The organism is Streptomyces sp. SID5785 (assembly GCF_009870065.1).
Classification (GTDB): Bacteria; Actinomycetota; Actinomycetes; order Streptomycetales; family Streptomycetaceae; genus Streptomyces.
Genome location: NZ_WWIA01001097.1, coordinates 1 through 14,769 on the forward strand (window position 1 = coordinate 1; position 14,769 = coordinate 14,769).

Annotated in this window: 15 protein-coding genes; 10 read left to right on the forward strand and 5 right to left on the reverse strand. The window is 72.3% G+C overall.

Annotated features, from left to right (window positions below; genetic code table 11):
- The 3 genes from GTW43_RS35700 to GTW43_RS35710 form a co-directional block, all read left to right on the forward strand.
- A partial coding sequence (locus GTW43_RS35700; protein WP_161306126.1) for a helix-turn-helix domain-containing protein occupies positions 1-1,218 on the forward strand: 1,218 nt, incomplete at its 5' end.
- Positions 1,219-1,357: 139 nt separating this feature from the next.
- Positions 1,358-1,999: an FMN-binding negative transcriptional regulator gene (locus GTW43_RS35705; RefSeq protein ID WP_161306127.1), complete on the forward strand. Its 642-nt coding sequence runs from the start codon at positions 1,358-1,360 to the stop codon at positions 1,997-1,999.
- Complete coding sequence (locus tag GTW43_RS35710; protein ID WP_161306128.1) at positions 1,992-3,500, forward strand: amidohydrolase family protein; 1,509 nt, start codon at positions 1,992-1,994, stop codon at positions 3,498-3,500. The genes GTW43_RS35705 and GTW43_RS35710 overlap by 8 nt, the downstream gene beginning before the upstream one ends.
- A gap of 93 nt (positions 3,501-3,593) precedes the next feature.
- Here GTW43_RS35710 and GTW43_RS35715 read toward each other — a convergent pair whose 3' ends face one another.
- On the reverse strand, positions 3,594-5,306 hold the full coding sequence (locus GTW43_RS35715; RefSeq protein WP_161306129.1) for a M14 family metallopeptidase: 1,713 nt from the start codon (positions 5,304-5,306) through the stop codon (positions 3,594-3,596).
- Between the two features lie 234 nt (positions 5,307-5,540).
- Here GTW43_RS35715 and GTW43_RS35720 point away from each other — a divergent pair, with 234 nt between their 5' ends.
- The 3 genes from GTW43_RS35720 to GTW43_RS35730 are packed head-to-tail and all read left to right on the forward strand — an operon-like array spanning position 5,541 to position 8,844.
- Entirely contained in the window at positions 5,541-6,254 is a 714-nt protein-coding gene (locus GTW43_RS35720) for a VIT1/CCC1 transporter family protein (protein WP_237536992.1), read from the forward strand.
- A 4-nt stretch (positions 6,255-6,258) separates the two neighbouring features.
- Positions 6,259-8,058, forward strand: a complete 1,800-nt coding sequence (locus tag GTW43_RS35725) for an FAD-binding protein (RefSeq protein WP_161306131.1) — start codon at positions 6,259-6,261, stop codon at positions 8,056-8,058.
- A 9-nt stretch (positions 8,059-8,067) separates the two neighbouring features.
- Positions 8,068-8,844: an ABC transporter permease gene (locus tag GTW43_RS35730; protein WP_161306132.1), complete on the forward strand. Its 777-nt coding sequence runs from the start codon at positions 8,068-8,070 to the stop codon at positions 8,842-8,844.
- 36 nt (positions 8,845-8,880) lie between these two features.
- Here GTW43_RS35730 and GTW43_RS35735 read toward each other — a convergent pair whose 3' ends face one another.
- On the reverse strand, positions 8,881-9,300 hold the full coding sequence (locus GTW43_RS35735; protein WP_161306133.1) for a hypothetical protein: 420 nt from the start codon (positions 9,298-9,300) through the stop codon (positions 8,881-8,883).
- A 152-nt stretch (positions 9,301-9,452) separates the two neighbouring features.
- Entirely contained in the window at positions 9,453-9,812 is a 360-nt protein-coding gene (locus tag GTW43_RS35740) for a helix-turn-helix domain-containing protein (RefSeq protein ID WP_202502363.1), read from the reverse strand.
- Positions 9,813-10,016: 204 nt separating this feature from the next.
- On the opposite strand from GTW43_RS35740, the gene GTW43_RS35745 reads away from it, so the two are divergent.
- Positions 10,017-10,880 carry an alpha/beta hydrolase gene (locus GTW43_RS35745; RefSeq protein WP_161306135.1) on the forward strand — a complete coding sequence of 288 codons (864 nt, stop codon included), beginning with the start codon at positions 10,017-10,019 and terminating at the stop codon, positions 10,878-10,880.
- A gap of 37 nt (positions 10,881-10,917) precedes the next feature.
- Here the strand turns inward: GTW43_RS35745 and GTW43_RS35750 are convergent, their stop codons facing one another.
- Complete coding sequence (locus GTW43_RS35750; protein WP_161306136.1) at positions 10,918-11,421, reverse strand: DapH/DapD/GlmU-related protein; 504 nt, start codon at positions 11,419-11,421, stop codon at positions 10,918-10,920.
- A gap of 230 nt (positions 11,422-11,651) precedes the next feature.
- On the opposite strand from GTW43_RS35750, the gene GTW43_RS35755 reads away from it, so the two are divergent.
- Complete coding sequence (locus GTW43_RS35755) at positions 11,652-12,257, forward strand: dihydrofolate reductase family protein (RefSeq protein WP_161306137.1); 606 nt, start codon at positions 11,652-11,654, stop codon at positions 12,255-12,257.
- 34 nt (positions 12,258-12,291) lie between these two features.
- Here GTW43_RS35755 and GTW43_RS35760 read toward each other — a convergent pair whose 3' ends face one another.
- Positions 12,292-12,585: a DUF1330 domain-containing protein gene (locus GTW43_RS35760; protein ID WP_161306139.1), complete on the reverse strand. Its 294-nt coding sequence runs from the start codon at positions 12,583-12,585 to the stop codon at positions 12,292-12,294.
- A 91-nt stretch (positions 12,586-12,676) separates the two neighbouring features.
- Here GTW43_RS35760 and GTW43_RS35765 point away from each other — a divergent pair, with 91 nt between their 5' ends.
- Together GTW43_RS35765 and GTW43_RS35770 are read left to right on the forward strand one after the other, a co-directional pair.
- A complete protein-coding gene (locus GTW43_RS35765) occupies positions 12,677-13,135 on the forward strand; it encodes a MarR family transcriptional regulator (RefSeq protein ID WP_237536993.1) in 459 nt (152 codons plus the stop codon).
- Positions 13,135-14,565 (forward strand): MFS transporter, encoded by a 1,431-nt coding sequence (locus GTW43_RS35770; protein WP_161306138.1) that lies wholly within the window; start codon positions 13,135-13,137, stop codon positions 14,563-14,565. The genes GTW43_RS35765 and GTW43_RS35770 overlap by 1 nt, the downstream gene beginning before the upstream one ends.
- The last annotated feature ends 204 nt before the right edge of the window (positions 14,566-14,769 follow it).

Below are 14,769 nucleotides of genomic sequence, written 5' to 3' on the forward strand. Positions count from 1 at the left end.
GAACCGGCCGGGGACACCTACGCGTCCGTCGGGGTCGGCGACCTCTTCGCCCTCGCCAACGTCATCGCGTACCAGGTCGGCGGCGCCGTCACGGTCGAGGATCCACGCGGCCACGTCCTGGCGCACTCCAGCCTCCCGCACCAGGAGATCGACGAGATCCGCCGCAAGGCCATCCTCGGCCGGCAGACCCCGCACCGGCCCGGGAACAGCACGGAGTACCAGAGGGTGATCCGGGCCGCAGGCGTCGTCCGGTTCGACATCCCGGCGGCCGACCACACCGACCGCCTGGCCGTCGCGGTGCGCGCCGGGTCGCAACTGCTCGGCCTGGTCTGGGTCCTTGACGGGAACCCGGCCCTCGGCGAAGGAGCCGAGGAGGCGCTCGAGGAAGCCGCGAAGGTCACCGCTCTGCACCTGCTCAGGGCCCGCACCCACCGTGATCCGGACCGCTGGCGGCGCGGCGAGGTGCTCGGCGCCCTCCTCGACGGAGAGCTCAGCGGGCACACCGCCGCCGCCCAGCTCGGGCTCGGCGACGACACCCCGACCACCGTGGTGGCGTTCGCGCAGTCCGCACCCGAGGACATCCCCGGACTCGCGGGCGCCCGGATCGTCGACCTCGTCACCCTCTACTGCGAGGCGTGGCATCCGCAGGCCCAGTGCACGGCCGCCGGCGGCACCGTCTACGCCCTGCTGCCCGTGCGCGCGGAAGAAGGCGCGGAGCAGCGCGTCGTGAAGTTCGCGGAGAACGTGTGCGACACCGTGCGCCGCAGCACGAACCTCCTGCTCGACGCCGGCATCGGTGCGACCGGGGCCCGCCTCGACCAGGTGCCCGCGAGCCGCCGCGCCGCCGACCGGGTCCTGCGGGCCCTCGCCACCGGCACCGGCTCGTCCCGCGTCGCCACCGCCGAGGACGTCCGCAGCCGCGTCACGCTCCTCGGGCTCCTGGAGCGCGGCGCGCCTCCCGCGGGCCTCTCCCCGGGGCCCGTGCAGCGCATCATCGGTCACGACGCGCGCCACGCCACCAACTACGCGCAGTCCCTGCTCACGTACCTCAACGCGTTCGGCGAGGCCATCCCGGCCGCCGCGGCGCTCTCCGTGCACGAGAACACCCTGCGCTACCGCATCCGCCGCATCCAGAAGCTGTTCAGCCTCGACCTCGACGACCCCGACACCCGTCTCGCCACATGGCTGGAGCTGCGCCTGCACGACCTCGCCGGATGACGGCGCCCGGACGCCGTGCCGTGAGGTGTGTCCGCGCCGACAAAAGGCGGCGGCGCACATCAAGGATTCCCACGATGATCCGTGCGGTCCGCCGACCTAACGTCGGCATCCACCGGACCGATCACGACGTGGGGAACACATGCTGGAACAAGACACCTATGCCCTGACCGATCCCGAGGAGCAGCGCTCCCTGATCCGCGGACACGGGTGGGCGACCCTGATCACCGCACGGGACGGGAGCCCGGTCGTGTCGCACCTGCCGGTCCTCCTGGACGAGGACGGCGGCGAGGCCGACCCGGCGGCCCCCCTCGCGGTCGTGGGCCACCTGGCCCGGGCTGACGCGGAGCTGCACCGCCTGGGCGAGCACCCGGTGACCCTCGTGATCCAGGGCCCGCACGGATATGTGTCACCGAGCATGTACGACGCGGCGACCCCCTACGTCCCCACCTGGAACTTCGTCGTCGCACACCTGCACGGCGAGCCCGAGGTGCTCGATGCCGACGCCACCTACGACGTGTTGCGCCGCACCGTCGACCACTTCGAGGCGGAACGCCCCCGACCCTGGCGCCTGGACGGCGTCACCCCGTACGCACGGTCCATCGCCCCGTACACCACCGGCTTCCGCCTGACACCGACCCGCGTCGTCGCCAAGCACAAGCTGAGCCAGGAGAAGCCGCACGACGTCGTCGCCCGCGTCGTGGCGGCGCTCGGCGGCGACGACCCGCACGCCAACCCGGAACTGGCCGACGCCATGCGGAAGGCGCTGGTGACCCATGTCTGACGCCCGCGGCGCGACGGTCGCGCGCACCTCGCTCCTGATCCGCAACGCACGCATCGGATCGGGCGGGCCGCTCGGCTCCGTGGCGATCGCCGACGGGCGGATCGTGTCGATCACCCCTGACGTGCCGCCGGAGAGGGCGGACGACGAGGTCGACGCCCGAGGACGCACTCTTCTGCCCGGCCTGTCCGACGCCCACGTGCACATGGTCCAGTGGGCGAGCGCGCGGCGCCGGATCGACGTCTCCACCGCCGCCTCCGCGCGCGAAGCAGCCGAGTCGATGGCACGGCACGCGGGCCGCCCCGCCGGCACGGCACCCGGCGAGCCGCTGATCGGGTTCGGGTTCCGGGACGGTCTGTGGGACGACCGCCCGCACCGCGACCTCCTCGACTGGGCCGGCGAGCGCGTCGTCGCGCTCGTGAGCAACGACCTGCACACCGCATGGCTCGGCCCGTCCGCACTGACCCGGCTCGGCCGGGGCCACCACCCCACCGGTGTGCTGCGCGAGCAGGAGGCGCTCGACGCCGTCGCGCGACTCGCCCGGGTCGAGGACACCGTCGCGGACACGTGGGTCGCCGACGCCCTGAGCGCCGCGGCCGAGCGCGGAGTGACCCACCTCGTCGACTTCGAGTACGCGGACAACGTGCGGGACTGGACACGCCGCACCGCAGGCCGGACGCCCGCGGTGCACGTCACCTGCACGATCTACCCCGAGTACCTGGAAGCAGCCATCGCCGCCGGCCTGCGCACCGGCGACCCGGTGCCCGGCAGCGGGGGCGCGGCACGGGTGGGCCCCCTCAAGCTCTTCGTCGACGGATCGCTCAACACCCGCACCGCGCTGTGCAACACGCCGTATCCGGGCGTGTCCGCGGACGGTCAGCAGTGGGGCATCCTCCAGACGCCCCCGCACGAGCTGGAGCGCGCCATGGCGCGGGCGGCGGCGCACGGCATCGACAGCGCCGTGCACGCGATCGGGGACCGGGCGGCGACCATCGCACTGGACGCGTTCGAGCGGGTGGGCTGCCCCGGTCGCATCGAGCACGCCCAGCTGATCGATCCCGCCGATCTGCCCCGCTTCACCCGCCCCGACCTGATCCTCGGGGTCCAGCCCGCCCACGCACCCGACGACCGGGACGTCGCCGACCACCACTGGGCGGGGCGCACCCACCGGGCGTACGCGTACGCCGACCTGCTGAAGGCGGGGGCGGTCCTGGAGATCGGCTCCGACGCCCCCGTCTCGCCCCTCGACCCCTGGCGCGGCATCGCGGCAGCCGTCCACCGAGGCGGCGGGCAGGGACGGGCCCCCTGGCACCCGGAGCAGGCGATCGGTCTGCCCGACGCACTCGCCGCGGCGGCCGCCGGGCGCCGCGGCATCCAGGTGGGCGAGGCGGCCGACCTGGTCCTGACCGACCACGACCCCGCGGATCTGTCCCCGCACGACCTGGCCCGCATGCCGGTGCACGCGACGCTGCTGGGCGGCCGGTGGACCTTCCGGGCCACGTGATCGCGGGCAGGTGAATCCGCGCGCGACGGCGGAGGCGACAGCATCCCGCTGTCGCCTCCGCCGTCGCGCCGTGTGCGGGCCGGTCGGCCCGGGTCAGCCGGGCAGTCGCACCGTGCCGACCGCGCGGCCGGCGCGCGCATGGTGCGCGGTCACGCTCACCGCGGTGCCCGGCGCCGCCGCGACGACCCATTCGGCGGCCGCGAGATCCGGGGTGCCCGGGTCGTGCCCCCACCACGTCGTCGTGGACAGCGCGCCGCTGCGGCCCTCCAGTTGGCCGAGCGCCACCTCGCTCTCGCCGCCGATCAGACGGATGCCGTCCGACTGCTCCAGCTCGGCCACGGCACCCGCGACGACCTCGCGGCGCAGTGCCTGGTGGGAGACATAGGTGGGCAGCCAGCCGCTGTTGCGGACGACGGCCCGCACCCGGAACACGCCCGGAGCCTCCTGCGAGGCGGTGAGAGACCGCATCTCGAGCCGGGGCGAGCACAGGGCCTGGAAGACGACCCATTCGGTGTGCGGAGCGACTTCCTGCTCGACACGGTCGAGCGGCGGGTTGTACCAGTAGTTGATCATGTCCCAGCCGCCGAGTTCGACCGGTCCGAGCTGCGGGTGGTCGAAGGGGTACCAGTCGACGAAGCCCTGCCCGCCGAGCTCCTTGTCGCTCCACTCGAGCATCCGCAGATCGTCCTCGACGGGGTGGTCGAGAAGCCAGCGCGACGGATGGTACGCGGTGATGCCCGCGGCCCTCTGCGGACTCCAGAACTCGGTGATCCAGGCGAACAGGCCCAATTGCTCGTAGTACCAGCCGAGCTGACCGCCACGGAAGTCGATGTCCGGATCGTATTTGAGGTCCTGGAAGGACATGACGTCGTATCCGGTGAGGTCAGCCGCCTTCGCGCCGACGGCGTCGTACACGCGGCGGTCGGGGTAGGGCAGGCTCTCCGTGCTGTTGAGCGGCGGGTGCAGGTGCAGGCCGCCGAAGGTGTGGCACGTCACGAAGCCCGTCACGTTCGGCCGGTCCGTCACCGCGCGCAGGACGGCCCGCGTCTCCGGCTCGGACCCCGCGAACGGGCCCGCGTTGTCCGGGATCCCGGGCGCGGCCGCCCAGTCCGTGGGCAGGTTCTGGCCCAGATCGATGCCCTCGACCGGGTCGGACACCTCGACGACGTCACCGCGGTGTCCCTCGATCTCGCCCTCGAGGAGCAGCCGGTAGTACGCGCCACCGCTCTCGTCGGGCTCCCTCGCCACCAGCAGGCGAGGCTCCTGCGGGCACACCTTCCACGGTCCGTCCGGGTCGGGCTGCCGCATGAACAGCACCCGGCCGTCGCCGTCGACGTCCTTCAACTGCAGGCCCGGGGCGGCAGTCTGCCGTGGATGAGCGCGCATGCTCGAGCGTATGTAGCGGCCCTCCGTCATCACGTGCTCGGCGCCGTCCGGATTCAGCCGGGGCACCACGTACAGGGTCCTCGTGTCCAGCAGCCGGGTGATCCGCTCGTCCTGGCCGTAGGCGTCGAGCAGCCGGTGGACGAGGTGCAGTGCCGCATACCCGCCCGTCCACTCCGCCGCGTGGATGCCCGCCTCCACGAAGAAGGCCGGCTTGTCCTCGGCCGGCCCGGTGTCCGTGCTGGTGAGGGTCATCAGCCAGATGTCCCGCCCTTCGAGCGAGCGGCCGATGCTCTCCAGGCGCGCCAGGCCGGGACGCGCCGCCACCCAGGAACGCAGCAGAGCGGTGAGCTCGTCGTGGGTGTGGAACCTGTCGTAGGTCAATCGCTGCATCATGGCGGGCACCTCACGGTCGGTCGGCATCAGGCTCTCCGGAAAGGAGCCCCATTATTGACACGCCGTCCCGGCACTTCTTTGTCGGTGCGCCCAAACCTTCCGGCCGCCAGTTCTCGCGCTGCGCCAATTCCGCACGGAGGTGAGGAACTTAGCCTCGACGAGGAAGCAGATGGTCGTCAGGTAAAGCAAAGCTAACCTCATCTGCTCCTTTCGGGGCAGGTGAAATCGGCGGCCGGACAGAAGGGCTGGATATTCATGGCAATGACCGCTGACGCCCCAATGGCGGAGATTCACCACGCACATCGCGATGTGGGCGGCGGATGGCTGCGCCCCGCCGCCTTCGGCGTCATGGACGGTCTCGTCTCGAACTTCGCGCTGGTCGCGGGTGTCGTGGGCGGCGGTGCCGAGCCCCGTGCCGTCCTCGTCACCGGACTGGCCGGGCTCGCCGCGGGCGCCTGTTCGATGGCCACCGGCGAATACACCTCCGTCTCCTCGCAGAACGAACTCACCCAGTCCGAGATGGACAAGGAGCGACGCGAGCTCGAACACAACCCGGACGAGGAACTGCGCGAACTCACGCTGATATACGAGGCGAAGGGCGTGACCCCCGAACTCGCCGCCGACGTCGCCCGTGAACTGAGCGCCGACCCCGACGTCGCCTGGCGCGTCCACGTCCGCGAAGAACTCGGCGTCGACCCCGACGACCTGCCTTCTCCGTGGACCGCGGCCGGTTCCTCCTTCCTCGCCTTCGCCGTCGGCGCGCTCATCCCGCTCGTCCCCTTCCTCCTCGGCTCGGCGACCCTGCTGCCGGCGCTGCTCGCGAGCGCCGCGGGACTGGTCGTCGCCGGAGGACTCATCGCCCGCCTCACCGCACGCCCGGCCTGGTTCGGCGGCGGCCGGCAGCTCCTGCTCGGCGGTCTCTCCGCGGCCGTGACCTTCGGGATCGGCCTCCTCGTCGGGACGGGGGTCGCGTAATCCGATGAGCGAACAGGCGCGCCCGCTGCGCACTGCCGTCCTGGTCAAACAGGTCCCGCCGTACGAGAGTTCCCTCACGCTCGACGGACACGGACGCCTCGAACGGGCCACGCTTCCCGCGGAGATGAACGCCTGGTGCCGCCGCGCCGTCACCCGTGCCGTACAGCTCGCCCGCGCGAGCGGCGGACACGTCACCGCCGTCACCATGGGCCCGCCCGGTGCGGCGGACGTCCTGCGCGAGGCCCTGGCGTGCGGGGCCGACGCTGCGGTCCACGTCAGCGACCCGGCCCTGGCCGGAGCGGACTGTCTGATCACCGCGCGGGCCCTGGCCGCCGCGCTGCGCACCCTCCCACCGCTCGATGTCGTCGTCACCGGCCACAGCAGCACCGACGGCGCGACCGGCGCCCTGGGCCCCATGGTGGCCGCACTCCTCGACCTGCCCCACGCCGGACCGGTCCTCACCCTGGAGCGCGACGGGCCACGGACCCTGCACGCGCTGCTCCAGCACGACACGGCGGCGACAGACGTGGAGATCCGGCTGCCCGCGGTCATCTCCGTGGCCGAACGCTCCTGCACCGCGGCCAAAGCCCCTCCGGAGTCCTGGCCCTCGACTGCGCGCATCACGGCACTCGACCTGAAGGCCCTGCCCGGCGCCCGTCCCGCCTCCGCCGGCCCCACTCACGTGCTCGCCACCCGGGCCGTCACCACGACCCGACACCCTGTGCTGCTCGACGGCGGCACCGCACAGGCCGACCGCCTGTTCGACCTCATCTCCGAGCGCCTCGCCGGGCCGTGCGACGAGCCCGGACCGCCGGTGCGGCCCTGGGGCGGCGCACCGGCCGACGGCCCCGCGGTGCTCGTGGTCACGGCCGCTCCCACGAGCACCGGGACACGGGCCCTGGTGGGGGAGGCGGCACGGATCGCCGGGCAGGTCGACGGACACGTCGTCGTGGCCTGCCCGGAGCCCTGCCCACCGGACCGACTGTCCTCCTGGGGCGCCGATCGCGTGCTCCGGCTGGCGTCCCGCTCCGCCCGGCCTGTCGCCCGCGCCCTGACGCGATGGGCGCGGGACCACGGGCTGCCCCGTGTCGTCCTGGGCGCCTCGACCGACTGGGACCGCGAGGTGCTCGGGCGCCTCGGTACGCATCTGGACTCCGGACTGATGAGCGACCTGACCGGCCTGCGCCTCCAGTCCGCGCCGCCGTGCCTGGTCGGCACGAAACCGGCCGCGGGCGTCCTGGCCGACATCACCGCCCGAGGCCCGGTCTGCGTCGCCACTCTCCACACAGGCAGCCTGCCCCTGCACGCCACCCGCCCGTCCCGACCCGTCCCGGTCCACGACCTCGACATCCGCGCCGACCCCGCGCTGCGCACCCTGCGCACCCACCCGGGAGACGACCACGACGCACTGGAGCGCGCCGGAGTCGTCATCGGGCTCGGCGCCGGTGTGCCGGTCGACGCCTATGGCGAGCTCGCCACACTCCGCGCACTCTGGGGCGCCGAACTCGCGGCCACCCGCAAGGTCACCGACACCGGAGCGCTCGCCCACGGGCGGCAACTCGGCGTCACCGGGCGGTCCGTCTCCCCGCACCTCTATCTCGCCCTCGGCATCTCGGGCAGCCACGACCATCTGGTCGGCGTGGAGCGGGCCCGCACCGTGGTCGCCGTGAACCACGACCCGCAGGCCCCGATCTTCCGGCACTGCGACATCGGCCTGCTCGCCGACTGGCGTGACACGGTACGGGCCCTGACGGCACGTGCGGCACGCCACCCCCGGGCCGGCCATGCCGTCGCCCCACGGTGAGGAGGGCCCGTGCTGCTTCCTGTCAATGTCACGCTCGGCATCGTCATGACGGTCCTGCTGGCCGTCGCCACCGTCGGCGCGGCGCTGGCCCGGTTCGGCGACGCGCGGGACCGCCGCCGCTACTGGAAGGACCTCCTCACGGCAGGCCTGCGGGCCGCCGTCCAGCTCGCCGTGGTCTCCCTGGTGGTCGGCGCCGTGATGCACGTGATGCCGTTGCTGCTCGCCTTCGTGGCGCTCATGTTCACGGTGGCCACCTTCACGGCGGGCCGCCGTATCACCGGGAACTCCACCGGCTGGTGGTCCGCCGCGCCGATCGCCGCAGGTGTCCTGCCCACGCTCGGGGCTCTCCTGCTGACGGGGCTGCTGCCCCTGCGCGGCGTCGCGCTGATCCCCGTGGCGGGAATCCTCATCGGGGGCGCCCTGACCGCGACCGTGCTGGCGGGCCGCCGGGCCCTGGAGGAGCTCGAGGCCCGCCGGGGTGAGGTCGAGGCGGCCATGGCGCTGGGCTTCCCCGAACGCGACGCCCGTCTCGAGATCGCCCGCCCGGCGGCGTCCGACGCCCTGATCCCCGGACTCGACCAGACGCGTACGGTGGGCCTGGTCACCCTTCCCGGCGCCTACGTCGGCATGCTGCTCGGCGGCTCCTCGCCGGTGCAGGCCGGAGCGGTACAACTCTTCGTGCTCGTCGCGCTGATGGCCGTACAGACGGTTGCCGTCGCCCTCACGCTGGAGCTGGTGGCCCGTGGGCGGATCCACCACGCCGAACGGGCGGCTTCGGGCGGGTGACCGTGTTCCTGTACGGGGAAGGCCGGCGCGCCGCCGTCAGTTGAGGATGCCGAAGCCCCTGCCGGTGAGCGCGACCACGTCCGGATGGGTGTGCGGGTGGCGCAGCCCCTCTGGGTGCCGGGCCTGCGCGCGGTAGGCCGGCACGCCCACGGCGGCGGCGACCGCCGCGATCGCCGCGGCGATCAGTCCCATCGTGCCGGAGCCGAGAGCCGGATCCGTCAGGAGGTCGACGACGAGCGTGCTCACCGCCAGGACGGCCCCGAGCGTCAGGGCCCACAGGGCCGTTCGCCGGGCACGCAGTGCGGGACGCCAGGCACTACGGCAACCGGCGCAGAGCGGCACGCGGACGCCGGCCTTCCAGTACACGCCGCCCCCTTCGCGGCGCATGCGGACCCTCAGCGCGGCGGAGTCGTGCGCGGGGTCCCCGCAACTCCAGCACTGCGTACCGTCGTTCACCGAGACACCCCCCTGGCGGTCCGTCCTGGCAAGGGTAAGGACTGCTCACCGTCCGGTACAGGTGCGGTGGTCGGGGCGAGCGAAGCGCTCTGGGCACTACGGGTTCCGGCCTCCTGCCGGGAGGGCGTACACGAGCGAGTGCCCGCGGCGTCTCATGACCCTGGGGACGCGTCAGCGCGTTGCTGGTTGCGGTCGATCTCCGGCATGTGGGTCTCGGCCCAGAGCCGCAGGGCGGCGAGCGGTCTCTCCAGGGAGAGGCCGAGCTCGGTCAGCCGGTAGTGGACCGCGGGCGGGACGGTCGGCTCCACGCGGCGTGCGACCAGTCCGTCGCGGACCAGGTTCTGCAGGGTGACCGACAGCATCTTCTGCGAGATGCCGGGGATGCGGCGGCGCAGTTCCGCGAAACGGATCTCGCCCGGGTCCTCCTCGGCCAGCACCTTGACCGTCATCGACGTCCACTTGGTGCCGATGCGGTCGAGCAACTGGCGGGTCGGACAGCGGGGATCGAGCAGATCGCCCCGCTCTCCGGGCCGCCCGCCGGGCGTTCCGGGCCTCCTGGGCGTGCTGGGCGTCGGCGTGGTCACTCCGGGCTCACCACCTGAAGGGAAAGTGCTCTCTTGGAACGCCCAGAGTAGTTCCCTACCGTGAGCTGGTCACCTTTGTTCACCATCTCTCACCGGCGCACTCCCGCCATCCAACCCCTCTGGAGCGTCCCCATGCCCGAGCTGCGGCGCATCACCGTCAACGATGTCGAACTCAACGTCGCCCTCGCCGGAGAGGGCCCCGCCGTCCTGCTGCTCCACGGATTCCCGCACACCTGGCAGCTCTGGACGGACGTCATGGCCGATCTGTCTGCCCGCTACCGCGTCATCGCGCCCGACCTTCGCGGGTTCGGTGCGAGCAGCCGGCCCGCGTCCGGATACGACGCCGGCACCCTGGCCGAGGACGCTGGGGCGCTGCTCGCCGCCCTCGGCGTGTCCTCGGCCGCGGTGGTGGGCATCGACGCGGGCGCCGCGCCGGCCTTCCTCCTCGCCCTGCGCAACCCCGGTCTCGTGCGGCGCCTGGTCGTCATGGAGTCCCTCCTGGGCAGGCTGCCCGGTGCCGAGGACTTCCTGGCCGCGGGCCCGCCGTGGTGGTTCGGTTTCCATGCCGCCGAGCCCGGCCTCGCCGAGACCGTGCTGGAGGGGAACGAGGCGGCGTACATCGACTGGTTCCTGCGGGCCGGCACGCTCGGCGAGGGGGTCCGTCCGGACCTCCGGGACGCCTTCGTCCGGGCGTACACCGGCCGTGAGGCGCTGAGCTGCGCGTTCGCGTACTACCGGGCGCTGCCCGAGAGCGCGGCCCGGATCGAGCGGGAGGTCGCCACGGCCCGTCTCACCGTGCCGACGATGGCGGTGGGCGCACACCCGGTCGGCGCGGCTCTGGAACGCCAGCTCCGCCCCGTCGCCGACGATCTCACCGGCCACGTCATCGAGGACTGTGGCCACATCGTCCCGCTGCACCGCCCCCATGCCCTGCTGGCGCTGCTGAACCCGTTCCTGGAGGCGTGGGAGGCCCCGGTCGAGTCCTCCAGGTCCTGATCCGCCGACCGGGGTGACGGTCGGCCGGCCCGGCGATTCAGTCGATCGTCTTGATCACCGTGGCGGGCACCCCCGCGACGACGGTCCGCGAGGGGACGTCTCGCGTCACGACCGCCCCGGCGGCGACGACGGCATCGGCGCCGACGGTCACGCCTTGCAGGATCATGGCGGACGCGCCGACCCAGACGTTGCGTTCGATCCGGATCGGTGCCGAGGTGATCCCCCGGCGTCGCTCTGCCGGGTCGAGCGGGTGCCCGGAGGTGATCAGGCTGACGTTCGGGCCGAGCATCACGTCGTCGCCGATCTCGATACCGCCGATGTCGTTGAAACGGCACCCCTGGTTGACGAAGACGTGCCGGCCCACCCGGGTGTTCACGCCGTGGTCGCTGTAGACGGGCGGGATCAGGTGGAACGTCTCGTCCACCGTCTGACCGGTGAGTTCGCTCCACCGCTCCTGAATCTCCTCCTGCTGGGCATAGGCGAGCGTATTGATCTGCTCGACCATCCGGATCGCTCGCTGAACCCTCTGCGTGAAGTCCATGTCTCTTCTCCCGCGTCTCAGGCGTCTCCCGCGACCACCTTCGTGTGATCGCCGCGAGTGAACCAATGCGGAGATCCGCCGGGCAAACAACCGCCCGGACGGGACGTACAACGATCGGTTGTCCGGCGTGCCTGTCGTCGGGGCGCAGCACTGCCGCGCTGTGGGAGTGGCCGATGAGTTTGCGGCGCCGGGCCGGTCCACACCATGACACCCCAGGAAAGGACACGGTCATGTCGGAGCTTCTCGTCGATTTCATCACGTCCCTCGACGGATACGCGTCGGGGGAGGGGTGGCCGGGATTCTGGGGCCTGGAAGGGCCCGAGTACCTCGCGTGGCTCGGTGAGCAGCCCGAGGTCACCTATCTGATGGGGGCGAACACCTACCGACTGATGTCGGGGTTCGCCGCGGGTGAGGTCCCTGGCGGGCAGGACGAGTTCAGGCCCGAGGAGGAGGCGTCGGTCGACGAGCTCGGGCAGGCGTCCAAAGTGGTGTTCTCCTCCTCGCTGGAGGACCCGCTGACGTGGGCCAACTCCACGCTCGTGCGCGACGACGCCGTCGAGACCGTACGCGCCATGAAGTCGGACGGTTCGGGACTGCTCAGCACGCTGGGCAGCCTCAGCCTGAGCCGGTCCCTGCTGCGGGCCGGACTCGTCGACCGCTTCCGCGTCGTCATGTTCCCGGTGATCACCGGCGCGACGGGGGACGAGCGCATCTATGACGGCTATCCGGACGTGGCGCTCGAGATGACCGAGCACTGCACCTTCGACGGCGGCATCCAACTCGTCGAGTACAAGCCCCGCGTGCTCGACCGTCCGCCGCTCGGCACCCCCGCGTGACCCGAGCTCCGTACGCCGCGCACCTCCCTGGAGGTCAGTCGATTCCTTCGATGATGCGGAAGTCGCGCTCGACGCCGTCGGAGAGGGCCGCCAGCGCCTTCTTGTACGCCTCGCTCTCGTAGGCCGCGACGGCCTGGTCGAAGCTGTCGAACTCGACCAGGACGACGCGGTGCGCGATGCCGGCCTCGCGAGCGGCGACGCGGCCGTCCCGGGACATGACCCGGCCGCCGCCGGCCTGGACGGCCGGACGGGCCAGCTCGTTGTAGGCGGCGAGCTTCTCGGGGTCGGAAATGACGCGGTAGACGCTGACCCAGTAGCCCTTGGCCACGGGAACCTCCGATGGTCGGTCGGTGTCGATCGGTCGGTCGGTGTCGATCGAGATGCATAAAGCATTCATATAAAGCTTGTATGCTTCTGGCATGAGCCGTCAAGACGCCACCGATGACGCTTCCGCCGCGATCGGGTCCGCCCTCTACGGGCTGGCCACCCGGGCGGTGAAGCGCCTCCCGCGCGACATGAGCATCACGTCCGCCGCGACGCTCGCGACCCTGCACAGGACCGGGCCGCGACGCATCACCGACCTGGCCGTGGCCGAGGGGGTCACCCAGCCCGCGATGACCGTGCTGGTCCGCGTGATGGAGGAGTCGGGGCTGGTCGAGCGCAAGGGCGACGCGTCCGACAGGCGGGTCACGCTGGTGTGTCTGACCGAGGCCGGTACGTCGTACGTGCTGGCGCGACGGCAGGCGGGCGTCGACGCCTTCGCGCGGCTGATCGACGAACTCGCCGACGACGACGTGGCGGCCCTGGTGGCGGCGCTCCCGGCGCTGGCACGTCTCGCGGAGCTCGAGAGCCAGGACCGGGAAGGGCCGCGGGCGTGATGCGGCGCGACCGAGAGCCCGCCGAGGCACCACTCCTCGTTCCTGCCCTGACGTTCATCGCGCTGGTCGTGGCGGTGGTCGCAAGCCTCGGGACGCCTCTGATCACCAGCGTGGCGACCACGTTTCACGTCTCGCTCGACAGCGCGCAGTGGACGCTGACCGTCGCTCTGCTGAGCGGCGCCGTCGCCACGCCCGTCCTCGGCCGGCTCGGCGCCGGTCCGCACCGACGGGCCACGATCCTCGTCACGCTGTCCGTCGTCGTCGTGGGCAGCGCGCTGACCGTGCTGCCGCTGCCGTTCGCGGGGCTCCTCACCGGCCGGGCCGCCCAGGGCGTCGGGCTCGGTCTGACGGCGTTGATGATGGGCGTGGCCCGGGACCACCTGCCCGAGGCGCGCAGCACGGCGACCATCGCCCTGATCTCGGTGGTCTCGGTCATCGGAGCCGGCGTCGGCTACCCGCTGACCGCGCTGCTCGCCGAGGTCGGCGGCGTCCGGTCCGCGTACGGCTTCGGCCTGCTCGTGACGGCGGCCGCCCTGCTGACCGCGTGGCGTTTCCTTCCCTCGGCGCCCGAGGGCCGCTCCGCTCACGTGAACCCGGCGGGGGCGCTCCTCCTGGCGGCAGCGCTGTTCCTCGTCCTGTTCCTGGCCGGTCAGCGGAGCCTGTGGAGCCGTCACCTCGCCGTGGCGGTGGTGCTCACCGTCGTCGCCGTGCTCCTGCTCTGCATCTGGGTCGCCTCCGAACTGCGCAGTCAGACGCCCCTGATCGATGTCCGGGCCGTACGGCACCCGGCGGTCGCCGGAGCGAACATCGCCATGTTCGTCGGCGGCTGCGGCATGTACCTCCTGCTCACGCTCATCACTCGTTACGCGCAGACGCCGCACAGCGCGGGGTACGGGTTCGGGCTGAGCACGTTCGTCGCAGGGCTCGTGCTGGTCCCGTTCTCGGTGCTGGGGTTCGTCGCGGGCAGGCTCACGCCCCGCGTGCGGACGCTGATCGACGCTCCGGTTCTCCTGGCCGGCAGCGCGGTCATCGTCGGCGGCGGGTTCGCCCTCTTCGCCGCGGCCCGGTCGAACCTGGCCGAACTGCTCGTCGCCATGGGGGTGCTGGGCCTGGGCGTCGGCAGCTTCTCGGCCGCCATGCCCGGTGTCATCCTGGCCGTCACGCCGAAGAGCGAGACGTCGAGCGCGATGAGCTTCAACTATGTCGTGCGCAGCGTCGGTTACTCCCTGGGCAGCGCGACAGGCGGTCTGGTCCTGGCCGCGGACACCGGCACGGGCCGTCTGTTCCCGAACGAGCACGCCTACACGAATGCGGCGCTCATCGGGATCGCCGCGATGGCGGTCACGACACTCGCCGCCCTCGCTCTCGCCCGCCGACGACCTCCCGAGACCGACCTCGCCGCTGCCACGGCCGGTGTGCCGGGGCGTTGAGTAGGGTCTGTCCATGGTGGACCGACAGCGGGCAGGGGACGGGCTCCTGGCATGGAGCCGAGTGACCGAGTGGCTCGAACGGCACGCGGGGGAGGCCTGCGCGGCCCTCGGCGACCCGGTGAGCGAGGCTGTCGTCGCCGAAGCCGAACAGCGCATGGGTATCCGTTTGCCTGCCATGTTGCGGCAATGGCTCATGGCGCACGG